At 65.3% G+C, this 13,616-nt stretch carries 10 protein-coding genes; 4 read left to right on the top strand and 6 right to left on the bottom strand.

Features of this window, described 5'->3' with window-relative positions; all coding sequences use genetic code 11:
* Nucleotides 1-2: 2 nt before the first annotated feature.
* From A5686_RS12315 to A5686_RS12305, 3 genes are read left to right on the top strand one after another with little or no spacing between them, the layout of a single operon-like run.
* Nucleotides 3-671, top strand: a complete 669-nt coding sequence (locus A5686_RS12315) for an Mce protein (RefSeq protein ID WP_067934439.1) — start codon at nucleotides 3-5, stop codon at nucleotides 669-671.
* The gene (locus A5686_RS12310) at nucleotides 668-1,291 is read left to right on the top strand and encodes a hypothetical protein (RefSeq protein WP_231986366.1); all 624 of its coding nucleotides are present in this window, start codon (nucleotides 668-670) and stop codon (nucleotides 1,289-1,291) included. The genes A5686_RS12315 and A5686_RS12310 overlap by 4 nt, the downstream gene beginning before the upstream one ends.
* A 14-nt stretch (nucleotides 1,292-1,305) precedes the next feature.
* Nucleotides 1,306-1,812 (top strand): CAP domain-containing protein, encoded by a 507-nt coding sequence (locus tag A5686_RS12305; RefSeq protein WP_067934438.1) that lies wholly within the window; start codon nucleotides 1,306-1,308, stop codon nucleotides 1,810-1,812.
* Between the two features lie 11 nt (nucleotides 1,813-1,823).
* Here the strand turns inward: A5686_RS12305 and A5686_RS12300 are convergent, their stop codons facing one another.
* The 4 genes from A5686_RS12300 to A5686_RS12285 all read right to left on the bottom strand — a co-directional run bounded on the left by A5686_RS12300 (nucleotide 1,824) and on the right by A5686_RS12285 (nucleotide 8,767).
* Nucleotides 1,824-2,405 carry a rhodanese-like domain-containing protein gene (locus A5686_RS12300; protein WP_067934436.1) on the bottom strand — a complete coding sequence of 194 codons (582 nt, stop codon included), beginning with the start codon at nucleotides 2,403-2,405 and terminating at the stop codon, nucleotides 1,824-1,826.
* 68 nt (nucleotides 2,406-2,473) lie between these two features.
* Entirely contained in the window at nucleotides 2,474-3,829 is a 1,356-nt protein-coding gene (locus tag A5686_RS12295) for a rhodanese-like domain-containing protein (RefSeq protein WP_067934708.1), read from the bottom strand.
* A 295-nt stretch (nucleotides 3,830-4,124) separates the two neighbouring features.
* A complete protein-coding gene (locus tag A5686_RS12290; protein ID WP_369829704.1) occupies nucleotides 4,125-4,373 on the bottom strand; it encodes a hypothetical protein in 249 nt (82 codons plus the stop codon).
* Between the two features lie 155 nt (nucleotides 4,374-4,528).
* Complete coding sequence (locus A5686_RS12285) at nucleotides 4,529-8,767, bottom strand: bifunctional nitrate reductase/sulfite reductase flavoprotein subunit alpha (RefSeq protein WP_067934433.1); 4,239 nt, start codon at nucleotides 8,765-8,767, stop codon at nucleotides 4,529-4,531.
* A 329-nt stretch (nucleotides 8,768-9,096) separates the two neighbouring features.
* Here A5686_RS12285 and A5686_RS12280 point away from each other — a divergent pair, with 329 nt between their 5' ends.
* Complete coding sequence (locus A5686_RS12280) at nucleotides 9,097-9,564, top strand: LppP/LprE family lipoprotein (protein WP_067934704.1); 468 nt, start codon at nucleotides 9,097-9,099, stop codon at nucleotides 9,562-9,564.
* Nucleotides 9,565-9,618: 54 nt separating this feature from the next.
* On the opposite strand, the gene A5686_RS12275 is transcribed toward A5686_RS12280, so the two are convergent.
* Together A5686_RS12275 and A5686_RS12270 are read right to left on the bottom strand one after the other, a co-directional pair.
* Nucleotides 9,619-11,571 (bottom strand): acyl-CoA dehydrogenase, encoded by a 1,953-nt coding sequence (locus A5686_RS12275; protein WP_067934432.1) that lies wholly within the window; start codon nucleotides 11,569-11,571, stop codon nucleotides 9,619-9,621.
* 100 nt (nucleotides 11,572-11,671) lie between these two features.
* Nucleotides 11,672-13,465 (bottom strand): ABC transporter ATP-binding protein, encoded by a 1,794-nt coding sequence (locus A5686_RS12270; protein WP_067934703.1) that lies wholly within the window; start codon nucleotides 13,463-13,465, stop codon nucleotides 11,672-11,674.
* Between the last annotated feature and the right edge of the window lie 151 nt (nucleotides 13,466-13,616).

Genomic DNA, 13,616 nt, shown 5'->3' with positions numbered 1-13,616 from the left:
CCATGGCGGACAAACCTGATACGCCCGAGGCGGAGGAAACCGTCGACCAGCCAACGGAAATCGACGTTGCCGAGGACATCGACGCAGCCGAGTCCGAAGAGGCCGAAAAGATCTACGCCGAGGACGGGGATGGCGAGAGTCGGACCTTGGGGCGGCTCGCGCGGTGGCGCGAGGTCATCCGCGGGCGGCGGCTTTCGCGCACCGGATCCGCGTTGGTGGCCAGCGGCCTCATCGTGGCGACGCTGGCCGGCCTGAGCGGCTGGCTCGGCTACCGCGCCTACCAGAAGCACGAGGCCCAGGCCCGGCAGAACTTGTACGTCGCGACTGCCCGTCAGGGCGCGGTGAACCTCACCACGATCAACTACACGCAGGTCGACACCGACGTGCAGCGGATCCTCGATTTGGCCACCGGCGCATTCCGGGATGACTTCGAGCAGCGGGCCAAGCCGTTCGAGGAGGTTGTCAAGGCGGCGCAGTCGAAATCGGAAGGGACGGTCACCGACGCCGGACTGGAATCACAACGCGGCGACTCCGCCCAGGTTTTGGTTGCGGTCGCGGTGAAGTCGCGCACCGCCGGGGGCGAGGAGGCGCCGCGGGAGTGGCGCATGCGAATCGAGGTCCGATCTGTCGGCGATGACGCCAAGGTCTCCAACGTGGTGTTCGTGCCATGACGACGTTGAAAGAAGACGTGAAAGTCGATACCGCCGACGAGCAACTGGACTCGGCAACAGCTGCCGCGCAACACGAACCGGACGCATCCAAATCGTCCACCGACGTGCAGCCGGCGGCCGAGCGGACAAAGCGCCCCATCGGGTGGTCACGGGTGCTCGCCTACGGGATATTGCCCGCGCTCGCACTGGCTTTGGCGGTTGGCGCGGGGTACCTGAAGTGGTCGGCGGGGGCCGCCGACAATCTCGCACAGGCCCGGACCGAATCGGTGCAGGCCGCCCGCGACGACACGGTCGCGTTGTTGACTTATCACGCCGACACGGTGGAAAACGACCTCGCCGCGGCGCGCGAACGGCTCACCGGTGAGTTCAAGGATGCCTACGGCGAGCTGACCCGCCAGGTCGTCGTGCCCGGTGCCAAGGAGAAGCACATCTCGTCGGTGGCCAAAGCGATTGCGGCGGCCTCTGTTTCGGCGACCGAGAACCACGCCGTGGCCCTGGTGTATGTCGACCAGACGGTGACCATCGGGGCGGGCGCTCCCACCGACACCCAGCCCGTAGTGCGGGTGACCCTGGATAAGGTCAACGGCCGGTGGCTGGTGTCGCGTTTCGAGCCCACATAATCCGAGGGACGGCCATGGAACTATCGGTACGCCGTTGCGCCCGGGTGCTGCCCACCGGCGTCGTTTTGCTGGGCACAGCCGTTTTGGCGGCTCCGGTCGCGCAGGCCGACAATAAGCGGCTCAACAGCGCGGTCGTCTCTGCCGTCTACACCCTGCAGCACCAGGTGGGCTGCACGAATGACGTCATCAGAAACAACGCGCTCACCCTGGCCGCCGAATGGCACGCCGAAGACATGATGAACAACCGAAACATCGACGGTGACATCGGCTCCGACGGATCCACGCCACAAGACCGCGCCAACGCCGCCGGCTTCCGCGGCAGGGCCGCTGAGACGGTGGCCATCAATCCGGCGATCGCCATCAGCAGCCTGGAACTGGTCAATCAGTGGTACTACAACGCCGACGACATGGCGATCATCCGCGACTGCGCCAACACCACCATCGGGGTGTGGTCGGACAACAGTATGGACCGCACCGTGGTGGTGGCGGTGTACGGGCAGCCGGACCTGGCGAAGCGTTAAGCGGCGACCGCCTAGTGACCGTCCAGTCGCGACAGAACCGTCTCGGCATCCAACGTTGCACCGCGGTTGTACGGCAATTTGGAGAGCACGGTCGCCATCGCGCAGGTGTTGGATAGCGCGGCGTAAGTCAGGCCCCCTCCAATCCCGGCGGCCAGCCATTTGAGTCGCGGGACGACGACGCTTCCGAGGACGGACGAAAGTACGACCGATCCCGCGACGAGGCGTACCTGGCGCTCGAGGTCCCATCGCTGGGCGCCGCGATCAACCGAAAAGCCTTGTCCCTCCCAGTCGAGGATGCCGTTCTCCAACACGCGACTACCGGTCAAACCCGCGTTGCGCAAAAGTTTTAGGGCCTTGGTAGAGCGTTGCCCCGAACGGCATACCAGGACGGTCTCCCGATCCCCGCCCAAAAGCTGGGCAATCTCGCGGGAGCGTTCGTCCAGTAAGTCCAGCGGCACGTTGTGAGACCCGGGTATGTGTGAGGTTTCGAACTCCGCGGGTGTCCGAACATCAACGATGCGCAGAGCGGTCGAAGATCCGAGCCGCTCGTGCAGCTCGGCCGACGTGATGGCGTCGGCGGTCGGTGCGCTCATGGTGTTTCCTCCCGTTGTGGGCGCCTCACTTTAGTCACTACGCGCGATCGCGGCGACGGCACGCATTTTCAATCACCGTGAACCTCGGTGATGCTCAGGTTTTCGGCGTTGTCGTAGTCGTCGTCGATGAGCACAACGCGGCGTTGCTGCCGGTCGAGCAGAGCCGCGGCGATCGACGCCCGGTATCCGCTGGCGCAGTGGATCCAAAGCTCGCGGTCTTCGGGTAGTTCGACGAGGCGCTCCGGCAGCTCGTGCAGCGCGATGTTGACCGCATCACGCACGTGGCCGTTGTCGAATTCGTTTGACTGACGAACATCGACGACGGTGACCGTGCCGGTGTCGAGCGCGTCGACGAGGTCCTTGAACGACGCGACCCGGTAACTGCCCAGCGTCGCACCATCGGCCAGCGCGCGTATGTCGCCAGTGGCGCTGCCGGTGAGGCGATCGACGCCGATGCGGGCGAGCTCGCGCTGAGCGTCGGCGACTTGCTCGGTGTCCTCACCGATCAACGTCAGCGGTGCGCCCCAGCTGTAAAGCCACCCGAGGTAGTTCACGAAAGACCCCGACAGCTCGAATCCGTAGCTGCCGCGCAGGTGCCCTGCTGCGAACGCCGTTCGGTTCCGAAGGTCGACCACCCATTCGCCGGCGTCGATCCGGTGCCGAAGCTCCTGCGCGTCCACCGGTTTGGGCGGGGAGAGGTCCGCCGCTTCGGGGCCGGCCCTGTTGATGACGCCCATGTGCGCGTAGTAGGCGGGATACGCAGCAAGCCCGGCCACAAGCTCGTCGACGTATTCCTGTTCGTCCTTCGTCAGCGCCGGATTGATGAGGCGTTGTTCGCCGATGGTGGAGGCGTCACCGTCGGGCGGGGTCGCCGAACAGAAACTGCCGAATCCGTGGGTGGGGTAGATCGCGGTCTCCGAAGGCAGCTCATCGGCGAGGCGCCGGACCGAATCGTATTGCCGCCGGGCCAATTCCTCGGTGTGGTCGTCACCGACCAGGTCCGTTCTGCCGGTGCTACCAAACAGCAGCGACCCGCCCGTGAAGACGCCGATAGTGTCCCCGGAATCCTCGCGCAGCACATAGCTGACGTGATGGTGGGTATGTCCGGGGGTGAACAACGCTTCCAGATGTATTCCGCCGGTGTCGATCCGGTCGCGATCCTCAACCGCGCGGCGGTCAAAATGGACCTCTTCCCCTGCGGGAACGACGTATTGGGCGCCGGTCGCTCTGGCCAGTGCCAGGCCGCCGGTCACGTAGTCGCTGTGGATGTGGGTTTCCAGCACGTGGGTGATGCGCAGGTCTTTAGTCAGCTCGAGCACCCGATCGATGTCTCGTTGCGGATCCACCGCGACGGCAACCTCACCGTCGCTGATGAGATAGCTGCGGTCACCCAAGCCCGACGTTTCGATGATCGTCACGCTCACCATGCTTTTCAAACCTCTTGATCGGCAGGCGTCGGCGTGGCGGAGGCTTGCGCGGGTCTTCGGCTCATGGCAATCGGCATGTTTTTTAGTACCCGGAACGCGGATTACTGGCCATCCGTCGAGCGGGCGCCAACCGCGGCCGGAGCACGTGTGAGCCGGGTCAGTGGGCGGGTCAGCGCAGCTCAACGCCCGCAAAAGCTACGGCGTGGAAGCGTCAGGGGATTTCAACCTCGGTGATTTTTTGCGTCGGCCGCGTTGCGAGGCAAAGTCGCGCCGTTGAATCCGAGCAGCGTCGCTAGCCGCTGGTGAGCGATTCGTCCCCGGCGATCTCACAGACGCAGACATGGCCACCCCGTCGCCATGGCCCGAACCGCGTGCCGCGCCTGCGCATCAGGTGCTGCGTGTAAACCTTGTCGCGTTGATCTCGCGAGAACGCAAAATCCAGGTTCACCGGCAACCCTGCCCAGTCGCACTGGTCACTGATGGATTCATCGGCCATGCCGGCGGATCGCAGCCGGCATTGCAGCGGGCAGCCGTTCTTCAAGACCCGATCGGGTCCATCACACTCCCGAGCCACCATGTCGTCACTCCTTCAGGCGCGCGACCTTATGAGGCCAATCGTGCGACGCGGAAGTTTCGGCGGCGGGTGTGCGATGTTTCCGCTGTGTTACGGCTTGGGGCGGCAATGGCCGATCGACGCTAGTAGACGTCGCGGTGGTAGCGCTTGTCGGCGCTCAGGGATCGGACGTAGTCCTTTGCTGCGTCCGGGTCCAGGTTGCCGAATTCGGCGGCGATCTCGCAGAGCGTCCGGTCCACGTCCTTGGCCATGGGATCGGCGGTGCCGCAGACGTACAGCTGGGCGCCGTCCTGCAGCCAGCTCCACAGCTGGGCTCCACGCTTGCGCATCAGGTGCTGCACATAGACCTTTTGCTGCTGGTCGCGTGAGAACGCCAGGTCCAACTCGGTGAGGAACCCGTCATCACGCATCTGCTCGAGTTCGTCGCGGTAATAGAAGTCGGTGGCGGCGTGCTGCTCACCGAAGAACAGCCAGTTGGGTCCGGTGTGGCCGAGCGCCCGTCGTTCCTGCAGAAAACCGCGGAAGGGCGCGATGCCGGTCCCGGGACCGATCATGATCATCGGCGTGTCCGACTCACTCGGAGGCCGGAAGTTGCTCGACGGCTGCAGATAGACGGCCACTCGGTCGCCGGGTGAGCGGTCGGCCAAGTAGGTCGAACACACCCCGCGGCGCGGCACGCCCTGGAAGTTGAACCGCACCGGGGAGACCGTCAGGTGAACCTCTCCCGGGAAAGCTTTCGGGCTGGACGAAATCGAGTACAGCCGCGGCTGAAGGCGTTTGAGGACCCGCAGCCACTCGTGGGCCGACGCGGAGACCGGCAGCTTCGACAGCAGGTCGATGGACTGGCGTCCCCACGCCCACTCCGACAGTGCGCGCTTGTTTTCCGGTTTCAACAGCTCCGCGAGTGTTGAGTCAGCGGTGCGCTCTTGCACGAACCGCACCAGGTCCCGGCTGATATGGGCGATCTCGATTCGCTCGGTGATCGCGGAACGCAACGACATCAGACCGTGCTCGCCGACCTCGACCGGGGTCTGCCCATTCAGTCCGGTGACCGACAGCCATTGGTCGACCAACTCGTCGCTATTGCGCGGCCACACGCCCAGCGCGTCACCGGCCGCATAGGTCACGGATTCCTCCGGCATGTCGAAAACCAAGTGGCGCACGTCTTTTGTCGATTGCGGCTGGCTCAGCACGGTGTTGCGCATCATGCCCGTGACCAGCGGGCGCTTCTTGTTGTAGGTGCTGGCGGCGGGCGTGCTCGGGCGGGATGGCGCCACAACCGCGGAAGCGCGGGCCGGCGTCGGCGTAGCACCGTCTCCGCCGACGGAGGTCGGCGTCCGGGTCAGGGCTTCGATGATGTCGCTCAACCACTTCGCGGCGGTGTCGTCGTAGTCGGGTTCGCAATCCACCCGGTCGGCGATGCGCACCGCTCCCAGCTCGGCGAGGCGCGCGTCCAACTTGCGTCCGTGACCGCAGAAATCGTCATAGTTGGAATCACCGAGCGCGAGTACCGCGTAGCGGGTGCCGGTGAGTCGCGGCGCGCTGTCGGATGTCAGCACCCGCCAGAGGCCGGCGCCGTTGTCGGGCGCTTCGCCGTCACCGGTGGTGCTGGTGACGAGCAACAGCTCCCGCGTCGTCGCCAACTCGGCCTGCGGAAAGTCATCCATGCTGTGCAGCACGACGGGAAGCTCCGCGGTGCCCAACCGCGCCGCGATCTCGGCGGCGAGTTCCTCGGCATTCCCGGTCTGCGATGCCCACAGCACCACGATGGGAGCGCGCTCGGCCGCGGGTTTGGCGCCGGCGGTCACGGCGGGCGGTTGCTGGGCGGTCGGCGAGTTCGACCGGGCCCCCTCTGGCGGCGCCCCTGGCTCCGGTCCGTCGATGCGCGAGAACAACCCCGCCAGCAGGCCATCCACCCAGAGCCGGGTGCTGGAATCGAACGGCGCGCTCAGCGGCAAAGTGGGCACCCCACCGGCACGCCGACCCGCGTCCGAGCGAAGCCCCGACAGCATACCGGCAAGATACGAGCGACCGAGCTCGTTGAATTCCGGCTTGGGTTGCGTTGCCACACCCAGCAATTCGGCCAGGGCGTCGACTTGTGACACGCTGATTTCTCGTACCTCCGTGGGCGCGGGTGGTAGTGTGTCGCGCGGTGCCGGCGCTTCGGTGCCCGAGACAGGTTGCGAGACGGCGACCTTTGTCAACGTGACGGCGCACGCCTTGAATTCGGGTTGGTTCGAGATCGGGTCGACCGCATCGTTGGTGACGGCGTTGATCGACAGATATTCGCCGAAGGCGTCGTTCCAGTGGAAGGGGGCGAAGCAGTTGGCGGGCCGCACCCGGTCGCTGATGACGGCCGGCAGCACGGCACGCCCTCGGCGGGAGGCGATTTCGATCTGATCGCCGTCGATGATCTGGAGGCGGGCGGCGTCGTCGGGGTGGACCTCGACGAACGGTCCGGAATTGAGTTTATTGAGTTTCGCCACCTTGCCGGTCTTGGTCATGGTGTGCCATTGGTGCGGCAGGCGGCCGGTGTTGAGCAGGAAGGGGTAGTCGTCGTCGGGCATTTCCTCGGGCAGCAGGTGCGGACGGGCGAAGAACACCGCACGACCAGTTGGCGTCGGGAAGGCCAACCGCGGCACGCTGCCATCGGCGCGGACCAACTGCGTCTGGCTGACACCGTCGTTGACATAACGCATTGGGTTGCGGTCGCCTTCGGTTTCGGGAGCGCACGGCCACTGCAGCGGACCCTTACGCAGTCGCTCATAGCTGGCGCCGCGTAGGTCATAGCCCGTCTTCGGGTTGGAGAACCGCTTGATCTCCTCGAAGACCTCCTCGGCGGATTCGTAGCTGAACGCCCCCGAAAATCCCATCTCGCAGGCGATCCGGGCGATGATCTGCCAGTCGGGCAGAGCGTGGCCGGGCGCCCGCATCGCCGGCTGGAACAAGGTCATGTTGCGCTCGGAATTGACCATGACCCCTTCGGATTCCGTCCACAGGGCGGCCGGCAACAACACGTCGGCGTATTCGTTGGTCTCGGTCTCGAAGAACGCGTCCTGCGCGATCACCAATTCGGTGCTTTCCAGTGCGGCCAGTACCGTTTTTCGATTGGCCACTGAGGCAACGGGATTGGTGCAGATGATCCAGCACGCCTTGATCTTCCCGTCGGCCATTCGGGAGAACATGTCGATGGTGCCGCTGCCGACCTGGGTGCGCAGCGTTCCGTGGGGAATGCCCCATAGGTTTTCGACGAACTCGCGATCGTCGTCCGATGTCACCGAACGCTGACCCGGCAAACCCGGGCCCATGTAACCCATCTCGCGACCGCCCATCGCGTTGGGTTGGCCGGTGAGCGAGAAGGGCCCGCTTCCTGGCTTGCAGATGGCGCCGGTAGCCAGGTGCAGGTTGCAGATGGCGTTGGTGTTCCAGGTGCCGTGCGTGCTCTGGTTGAGGCCCATCGTCCAGCAGCTGATGAAATTCTCCGCTTCACCGATCATTTGAGCCGCTTTGCGGATGTCCTGTTCGGGTATGCCGGTCACCGCGCTGACCATGTCGGGCGTGTACTGCTCCAGGAAACTGGCCATCACCTCCCAGCCCTCGGTGAATTCGGCGATGAAATCTGCGTCGATGTGGCCGTTCTCGACGATCAGATGCAGCAGTCCGTTGAGCAGTGCCAGATCGGCTCCCGGAGCGATCTGCAGGAAAAGATCGGCCTTGTCGGCGGTCGCGGTGCGGCGCGGGTCGACGACGATCAGCTTCGCGCCCGCCTTGATCCGGTCCATCATGCGCAAGAACAGGATCGGGTGGCAGTCGGCCATGTTGGCGCCGATGACGAAAAAGACGTCGGCACGTTCGAAGTCCTGGTACGACCCGGGCGGTCCGTCCGCACCCAGCGAGAGCTTGTATCCAGAGCCCGCGCTGGCCATGCACAGCCGCGAGTTCGACTCGATCTGGTTGGTGCCGATGAAGCCTTTGGTCAGCTTGTTCGCCAGGTACTGCGCTTCGATGGACATCTGCCCGGACACGTACATAGCGAAGGAGTCCGCGCCGTGCTCATCGACGATTGCGCGTAACCGCTTCGCGCACTGGGTGATCGCCCGGTCCATGTCAATGGGCTCGAGTGGTTCGCTGCGGTCGGCCCGCACATGCGCTGAGGCCATCCGGCCGGGCGCTTTCAGCATGTCCGCGGTGGTGGTGCCCTTGGTGCACAACCGCCCGAAGTTGGCCGGATGTTCCTTGCTCCCAACCGACTTGGCGACGTGATCGCGGCCTGTTCGCGGATCCGTTGTGATCTGCAACACCATGCCGCAACCGACGCCGCAGTAAGCGCACATGGTGTTCACGGCGTTCTCACGCGCCATGGACTCCCTGGCCACGCTCACGTCCCTCCGTCAAGTGCCTACGGGTTAGCTCCGCATCGGGTGAGTTCATTGTGGGGCAGGCATGTTTCGGCATCGCTGCCCGGAATTTCCCCCGGTTTACTTCTTTCTCTCAACCGCCAACGCGCCGGTGTGAATTCGCCGGGGGTACACACGGCTAAGGATCGCGTTAGCGCAGGTCATCGTTGACCGTCTGTCCCGCTCGAGGCTACTCAGCATGCCCGTCGAAACGCTGCTCAGAACAGGGTTTTTGACCAAACCGATGGGACATTCACAGTCTTCGCTAAGCTCACCGCGTGCGTCAGCTCATTGTGATCGTTCTGATTTTGCTGGCCTCCGGTTGCGGCTGGAAGCCCGCCGCGCCACCACCGGCCCGGCCCGACACCTGCAAGGACTCCGATGGACCCACGGGCGACACCGTGCGCCGGGCCATCACCGCGGTTCCGATCACCATCCCCGGCACCATCTGGGTCGAGATGGGCAGGGGCCACACGCGAAACTGCCGGTTGTACTGGGTGCAGATCGTCCCGACGATCGCCAGCGAATCGACCCCGCAACAACTGATCTTCTTCGACCACAACACGCCGCTCGGTAGCCCCACCTCGAACCCGAAGCCGTACATCACCGTGCTGCCGCCCTCGGATGACACCGTGACCGTTCAATACCAATGGCAGAAGGGAAACGATCAGCTGTGTTGTCCCACCGGGATCGGGACGGTCAAGTTCCGGATCGGCCCAGACGGCAAGCTGCAAACCCTCGGCAAGGTGCCGAACCAATAGTGTTTTGGCCCAGGCGCCGGGCGCGTGGTGGCTTGACGACCGCTGAGCGGCCCGTCAGCTGGTGACGGCCTCGGACAGGTTTTCCGGGTGCAGCATTTCGACGTAACGGAGCCGTTCCGGGATGCCGAAGCCGTCGACCAGCGTCTCGGCATGCGGGCGCAGCGCGCGACATCGGTCGTTGATCCCCCGGGTGACCGCCTTGGCGCGTTCGGTGGACAGATAGCGGTGCTCGATGTACCAGGCCTTGTCGACCTCGATGACTGATAGCGCGTAAAGGTCGCACAAGATGCCCAGCAGTTCGCGGGCCTGCTCGTCAGGGCACGCGTCGATCCCGGCGACGAACGCCTCGAGGATGACTCGATCGATGTGCGCGCTGGCTGCGTGCAAAACGTGGTCCTGCACCGAGTTGAACGCGTCGAATGCCGACATCTCTTTGGATTTGGCCTGCAGGCGACGGGCCACCGATGCCAGCAGATACTCCTCGCGGTCCTCGAACATCGTGATCTGCGTGCCGCGGTTGAAGAGGCTGCCCTCTTCCTCGCTGTCTTGCCGGGCGTCAACGATCGTTTGGATAATCGCCTCTGCCGCAGTGCGTTTGACGACGCGTTCACCCACGGTACTGGCGGCGAAGCGCACCCATTCGACCGGACTCATGCTTTTGATGTCGTCGGCGTAGGCCGTGAGCAGTTCCTTGGCCACCAATTGGGTCAGCACATGGTTGTCGCCCTCGAAGGTGGTGAAAACGTCTGTGTCGCCCCGAAGCCCGATCAGCCTGTTCTCGGCCATGTAACCCGCGCCGCCACACGCCTCGCGGGACTCCTGAATCGCCCGACTCGCATGCCAGGTGTTGGCCGCCTTCAGCCCGGCGGCACGCGCTTCGAGTTCGCGTTGCTCGTCGGCGTCGGGCGCGTCAGCGCTCTGCACGTCGTGACACTTGCCCACCAATTCGTTCTGCGCGAACTGCAGTGCGTAGGACTTCGCGATCAACGGAAACAGTCGGCGCTGGTGCACCAGGTAGTCCATGATCAGCACTTCGGAGTCGTCACCAGGTGCGGTGAACTGCCTGCGCTGCAACGCATACCGGGTGGCGATATCCAGCGCCACGCGGGCGGCGGCGCCCGCGCTGCCGCCCACCGTGATCCGGCCGCGGACCAGGGTGCCCAGCATGGTGAAGAACCGGCGGTTCGGGTTGTCGATCGGCGAACTGTACGTGCCGTCTGCCGCGACGTCACCGTATTTGTTGAGCAGGTTTACCCGCGGGACGCGGACATGGTCGAACACGATGCGCCCGTTGTCGACGCCGGGCAGTCCGCCCTTGTATTCGCAGTCCGACGTGGTGACCCCGGGCAGGTCATTGCCGTCCTCGTCCCGGATCGGGACCAGCACGCAGTGCACACCGTGATTGACCGGCTTGCCGTCCTCGGTTGTGATCAGCTGCGCGAAAACCGCTGCCATGGTTGCGGTTTCGGCGGCGCCGCCGATGTAGTCCTTACGGGCTGACGGGGTGGGGGAGTCGATGACGAACTCTTGCGTCTCAGCGTCGTAGGTCGCGGTGGTCTCTAGCGACTGCACGTCGCTGCCATGTCCGGTCTCGGTCATCGCGAAACAACCCCGCAGATCCAGACTGATGATCTTGGGCACGTAGAGCTCGTGATGGCGCTCTGTCCCCAGGTTCTCCACCGCCCCGCCGAACAGGCCCCACTGCACGCCGGCCTTCACCATCAGCGACAGATCCGACATCGCCAGCATCTCGATCATCGTGATCGCCGCACCGACGTCGCCCGTGCCGCCGTGTTCTTTCTTGAAACTGTCGGCAGCCGCGCCGAACGCCGCCATAATTCTCATTTGCTCCGCCACTTTGGTGCGGGCGATCACGGTGTTCGGTGTGTAGTGCGGGCGGAACAGGTCCTCGGTGAGGGTGTCTCGCATCCGGTTTCTGACGTCGCGCCAACGCCCGTCCAAGGCATTGCGCAGATATTCGGCAGTGGTAGTGGGTTCAGGCGCCATAAAACGACAGTAATGGGCGGTTCGCGTCACGGCGAACAGCGACGATGTTCATGTCGGGGAGCAGAACCTTGCGACGGCCGTCGGCGCCCGGCGCCGGTACTCAGCGCTGAGGATTTTGCGGCTCGCGGTCGGGCGGCGGGTTGCGGCTCTCGCCGAGGGGCGACCGCAGCCGATAGAGGGTGAACCCCGCCGCGATCACCCCGAACAGGACGAGCATCCCCATGTCGAACACCCACCAACCGCTGTAGTGGGTCCACGTCACGGCGTCGGCGGCAAGCGAGTCGACCCTGCGCAGATTCGCGGTGGACGCCGCGGCCGCGAATCCCCATTGGGCCGGGACGAACCAGCTGACCTGCTGCAGGCCCCACACACTCACCAGCTGCACCAGACTCCCGTTGAACAGCGCGGACGCCAGGATCACCGGCACCATCAGCGGCAAAACCTCCCGCAGCGACTTCCCCAGCGACGACAGCGCGAGGCCGACGAGGGCGGACACGATCGCGGTGACGGCCATGCTCACGTACAGCTCGACCGTGGCGTTGTGCAGCAAGACGGAGCTTCCCCCGGGGCCGCCCTTGACCGCGATGACGATGGCCACCGCGACGGCCGTCCAGACGGCCGCGGCCAGGCCGTACACGATGACCTTGGCGGTCAGGTAGGCCGGCGCGGACAGACCGACCTCCTGCTCGCGCCGAAAGATTCTGTGTTCGCAAACCAGCGCGCGGATCGTCAGCGCCGTGCCGATGATCACCGCCGCGACGTTGAGGGCGGCCAGGATCTCGATGGCCTGATGGGCGTTGGTGCTGCCCGGACCGGGCTTCATCAGGCCGGAATCACCGGGAATCAGCAGCGCCAGCCCCGCCAACACGAACGGCAGGATAGCCAGGAACGCAAAGTAGGCGCGATCGCCGAGAAGCAGGTGAGCCTCGCGTCGGGCCACCCATCGGATCTGGCGGTTCCTGGACAGCCCGGGCTGCGGAGGACCGGGTGCAGCGACTTCGGGAGGGGTGGTCGGGGCAGCCGTCTGCTGCCTCGCGCGGAAGGCGCGGTGGGCTCCGTCGGGATCTGCGCCGACCCGTGACAGCACGCTCGACCAGTCGGTGGTGCCCATCGCGGATTCGATCTGCAAGGGCGTTCCGAGGTAGGCCATCGTGCCCGCGGCGGTGAGCACCAAGACCTGGTCGCACGCGTTCAAGTCGGTGAGCGACGTGCGCGCCGAGATCGCGACCACGACGGCACAGCCAATGTTGGCCTGGTGCCGCAGGATCGCCATCACCTGACGTTGTTGAGCCCCGTCGAGTCCGGCGGTTGGCTCGTCCACGACGAGCAGACTCGGCCGGGAGACGAGCTCGACCGCCAGGCCAACGCACCGGCGCACGTCGGGTGCCAGTTTGCGGATCCTGGTGCCTTGGTGCGGTGTCAGCTCGAGTTCGTCGAGAATCTGGCCGACCTCGCGGTCACGTTCCTCGGGCAAGGTGTCCGGGGGCAGCCGGATTTCGGCGGCATACTTCACGGTCTGCGCGACCGTGAGCTGAGGATGCAGACGATCGACCCGGGGGACCAACCCGATGTGGGCCCGCATGGACTCCGGGTCTGCGTGGACGTCGTGTCCGTCCACGGTGACGCGTCCGGAGCTGGGTGCTCTGGTGCCGGCCAGCAGCGTGAGCAGCGCGGAATTACGTGCGGCCGACGGTCCGGTTACCGCGGTCATGGCGCCGGGACGCGCGATGAAGGAGATGTCCGACAGGATTTGGTGCCCGTCGGCCCTCAGGCCCAGCTGATATGCGGTCATCCCCGTGGTGCGCGACGCGGCCCGCAGCGGCAGGCGATGGGTGGAGTCGGGTTGCGCGGTGCGGAACGACGGGCGCTGCGCGCGCAGCTTGCTGGTCACCATGCGCTCGATCAGACTCGGGCCCTTTTGCTGGTCGTAAGCCGCCGGGGGCGGGGCCATCGGTGGAACCGGTGGCGGAGCCGGGGCTTCGCGTCACGGCGAACAGCGACGATGTTCATGTCGGGGAGCAGAAGCTCGCGGAGGCCGTCGGCGC

It is taken from the genome of Mycobacterium sp. E2479 (assembly GCF_001667925.1).
GTDB lineage: Bacteria > Actinomycetota > Actinomycetes > Mycobacteriales > Mycobacteriaceae > Mycobacterium.
The sequence above is the reverse complement of the archived record's forward strand: the minus strand, read 5'-3'. Positions and strand labels throughout refer to the sequence as shown.

What these genes read in the sequence shown, in the direction of transcription:
- A5686_RS12315 (WP_067934439.1), top strand. Translation starts at nt 3, where the DNA reads ATGGCGGACAAACCTGATACGCCCGAGGCGGAGGAAACCGTCGACCAG.
- A5686_RS12310 (WP_231986366.1), top strand. Translation starts at nt 668, where the DNA reads ATGACGACGTTGAAAGAAGACGTGAAAGTCGATACCGCCGACGAGCAA.
- A5686_RS12305 (WP_067934438.1), top strand. Translation starts at nt 1,306, where the DNA reads ATGGAACTATCGGTACGCCGTTGCGCCCGGGTGCTGCCCACCGGCGTC.
- A5686_RS12300 (WP_067934436.1), bottom strand. Translation starts at nt 2,405, where the DNA reads ATGAGCGCACCGACCGCCGACGCCATCACGTCGGCCGAGCTGCACGAG.
- A5686_RS12285 (WP_067934433.1), bottom strand. Translation starts at nt 8,767, where the DNA reads ATGGCGCGTGAGAACGCCGTGAACACCATGTGCGCTTACTGCGGCGTC.
- A5686_RS12275 (WP_067934432.1), bottom strand. Translation starts at nt 11,571, where the DNA reads ATGGCGCCTGAACCCACTACCACTGCCGAATATCTGCGCAATGCCTTG.
- A5686_RS12270 (WP_067934703.1), bottom strand. Translation starts at nt 13,465, where the DNA reads ATGGTGACCAGCAAGCTGCGCGCGCAGCGCCCGTCGTTCCGCACCGCG.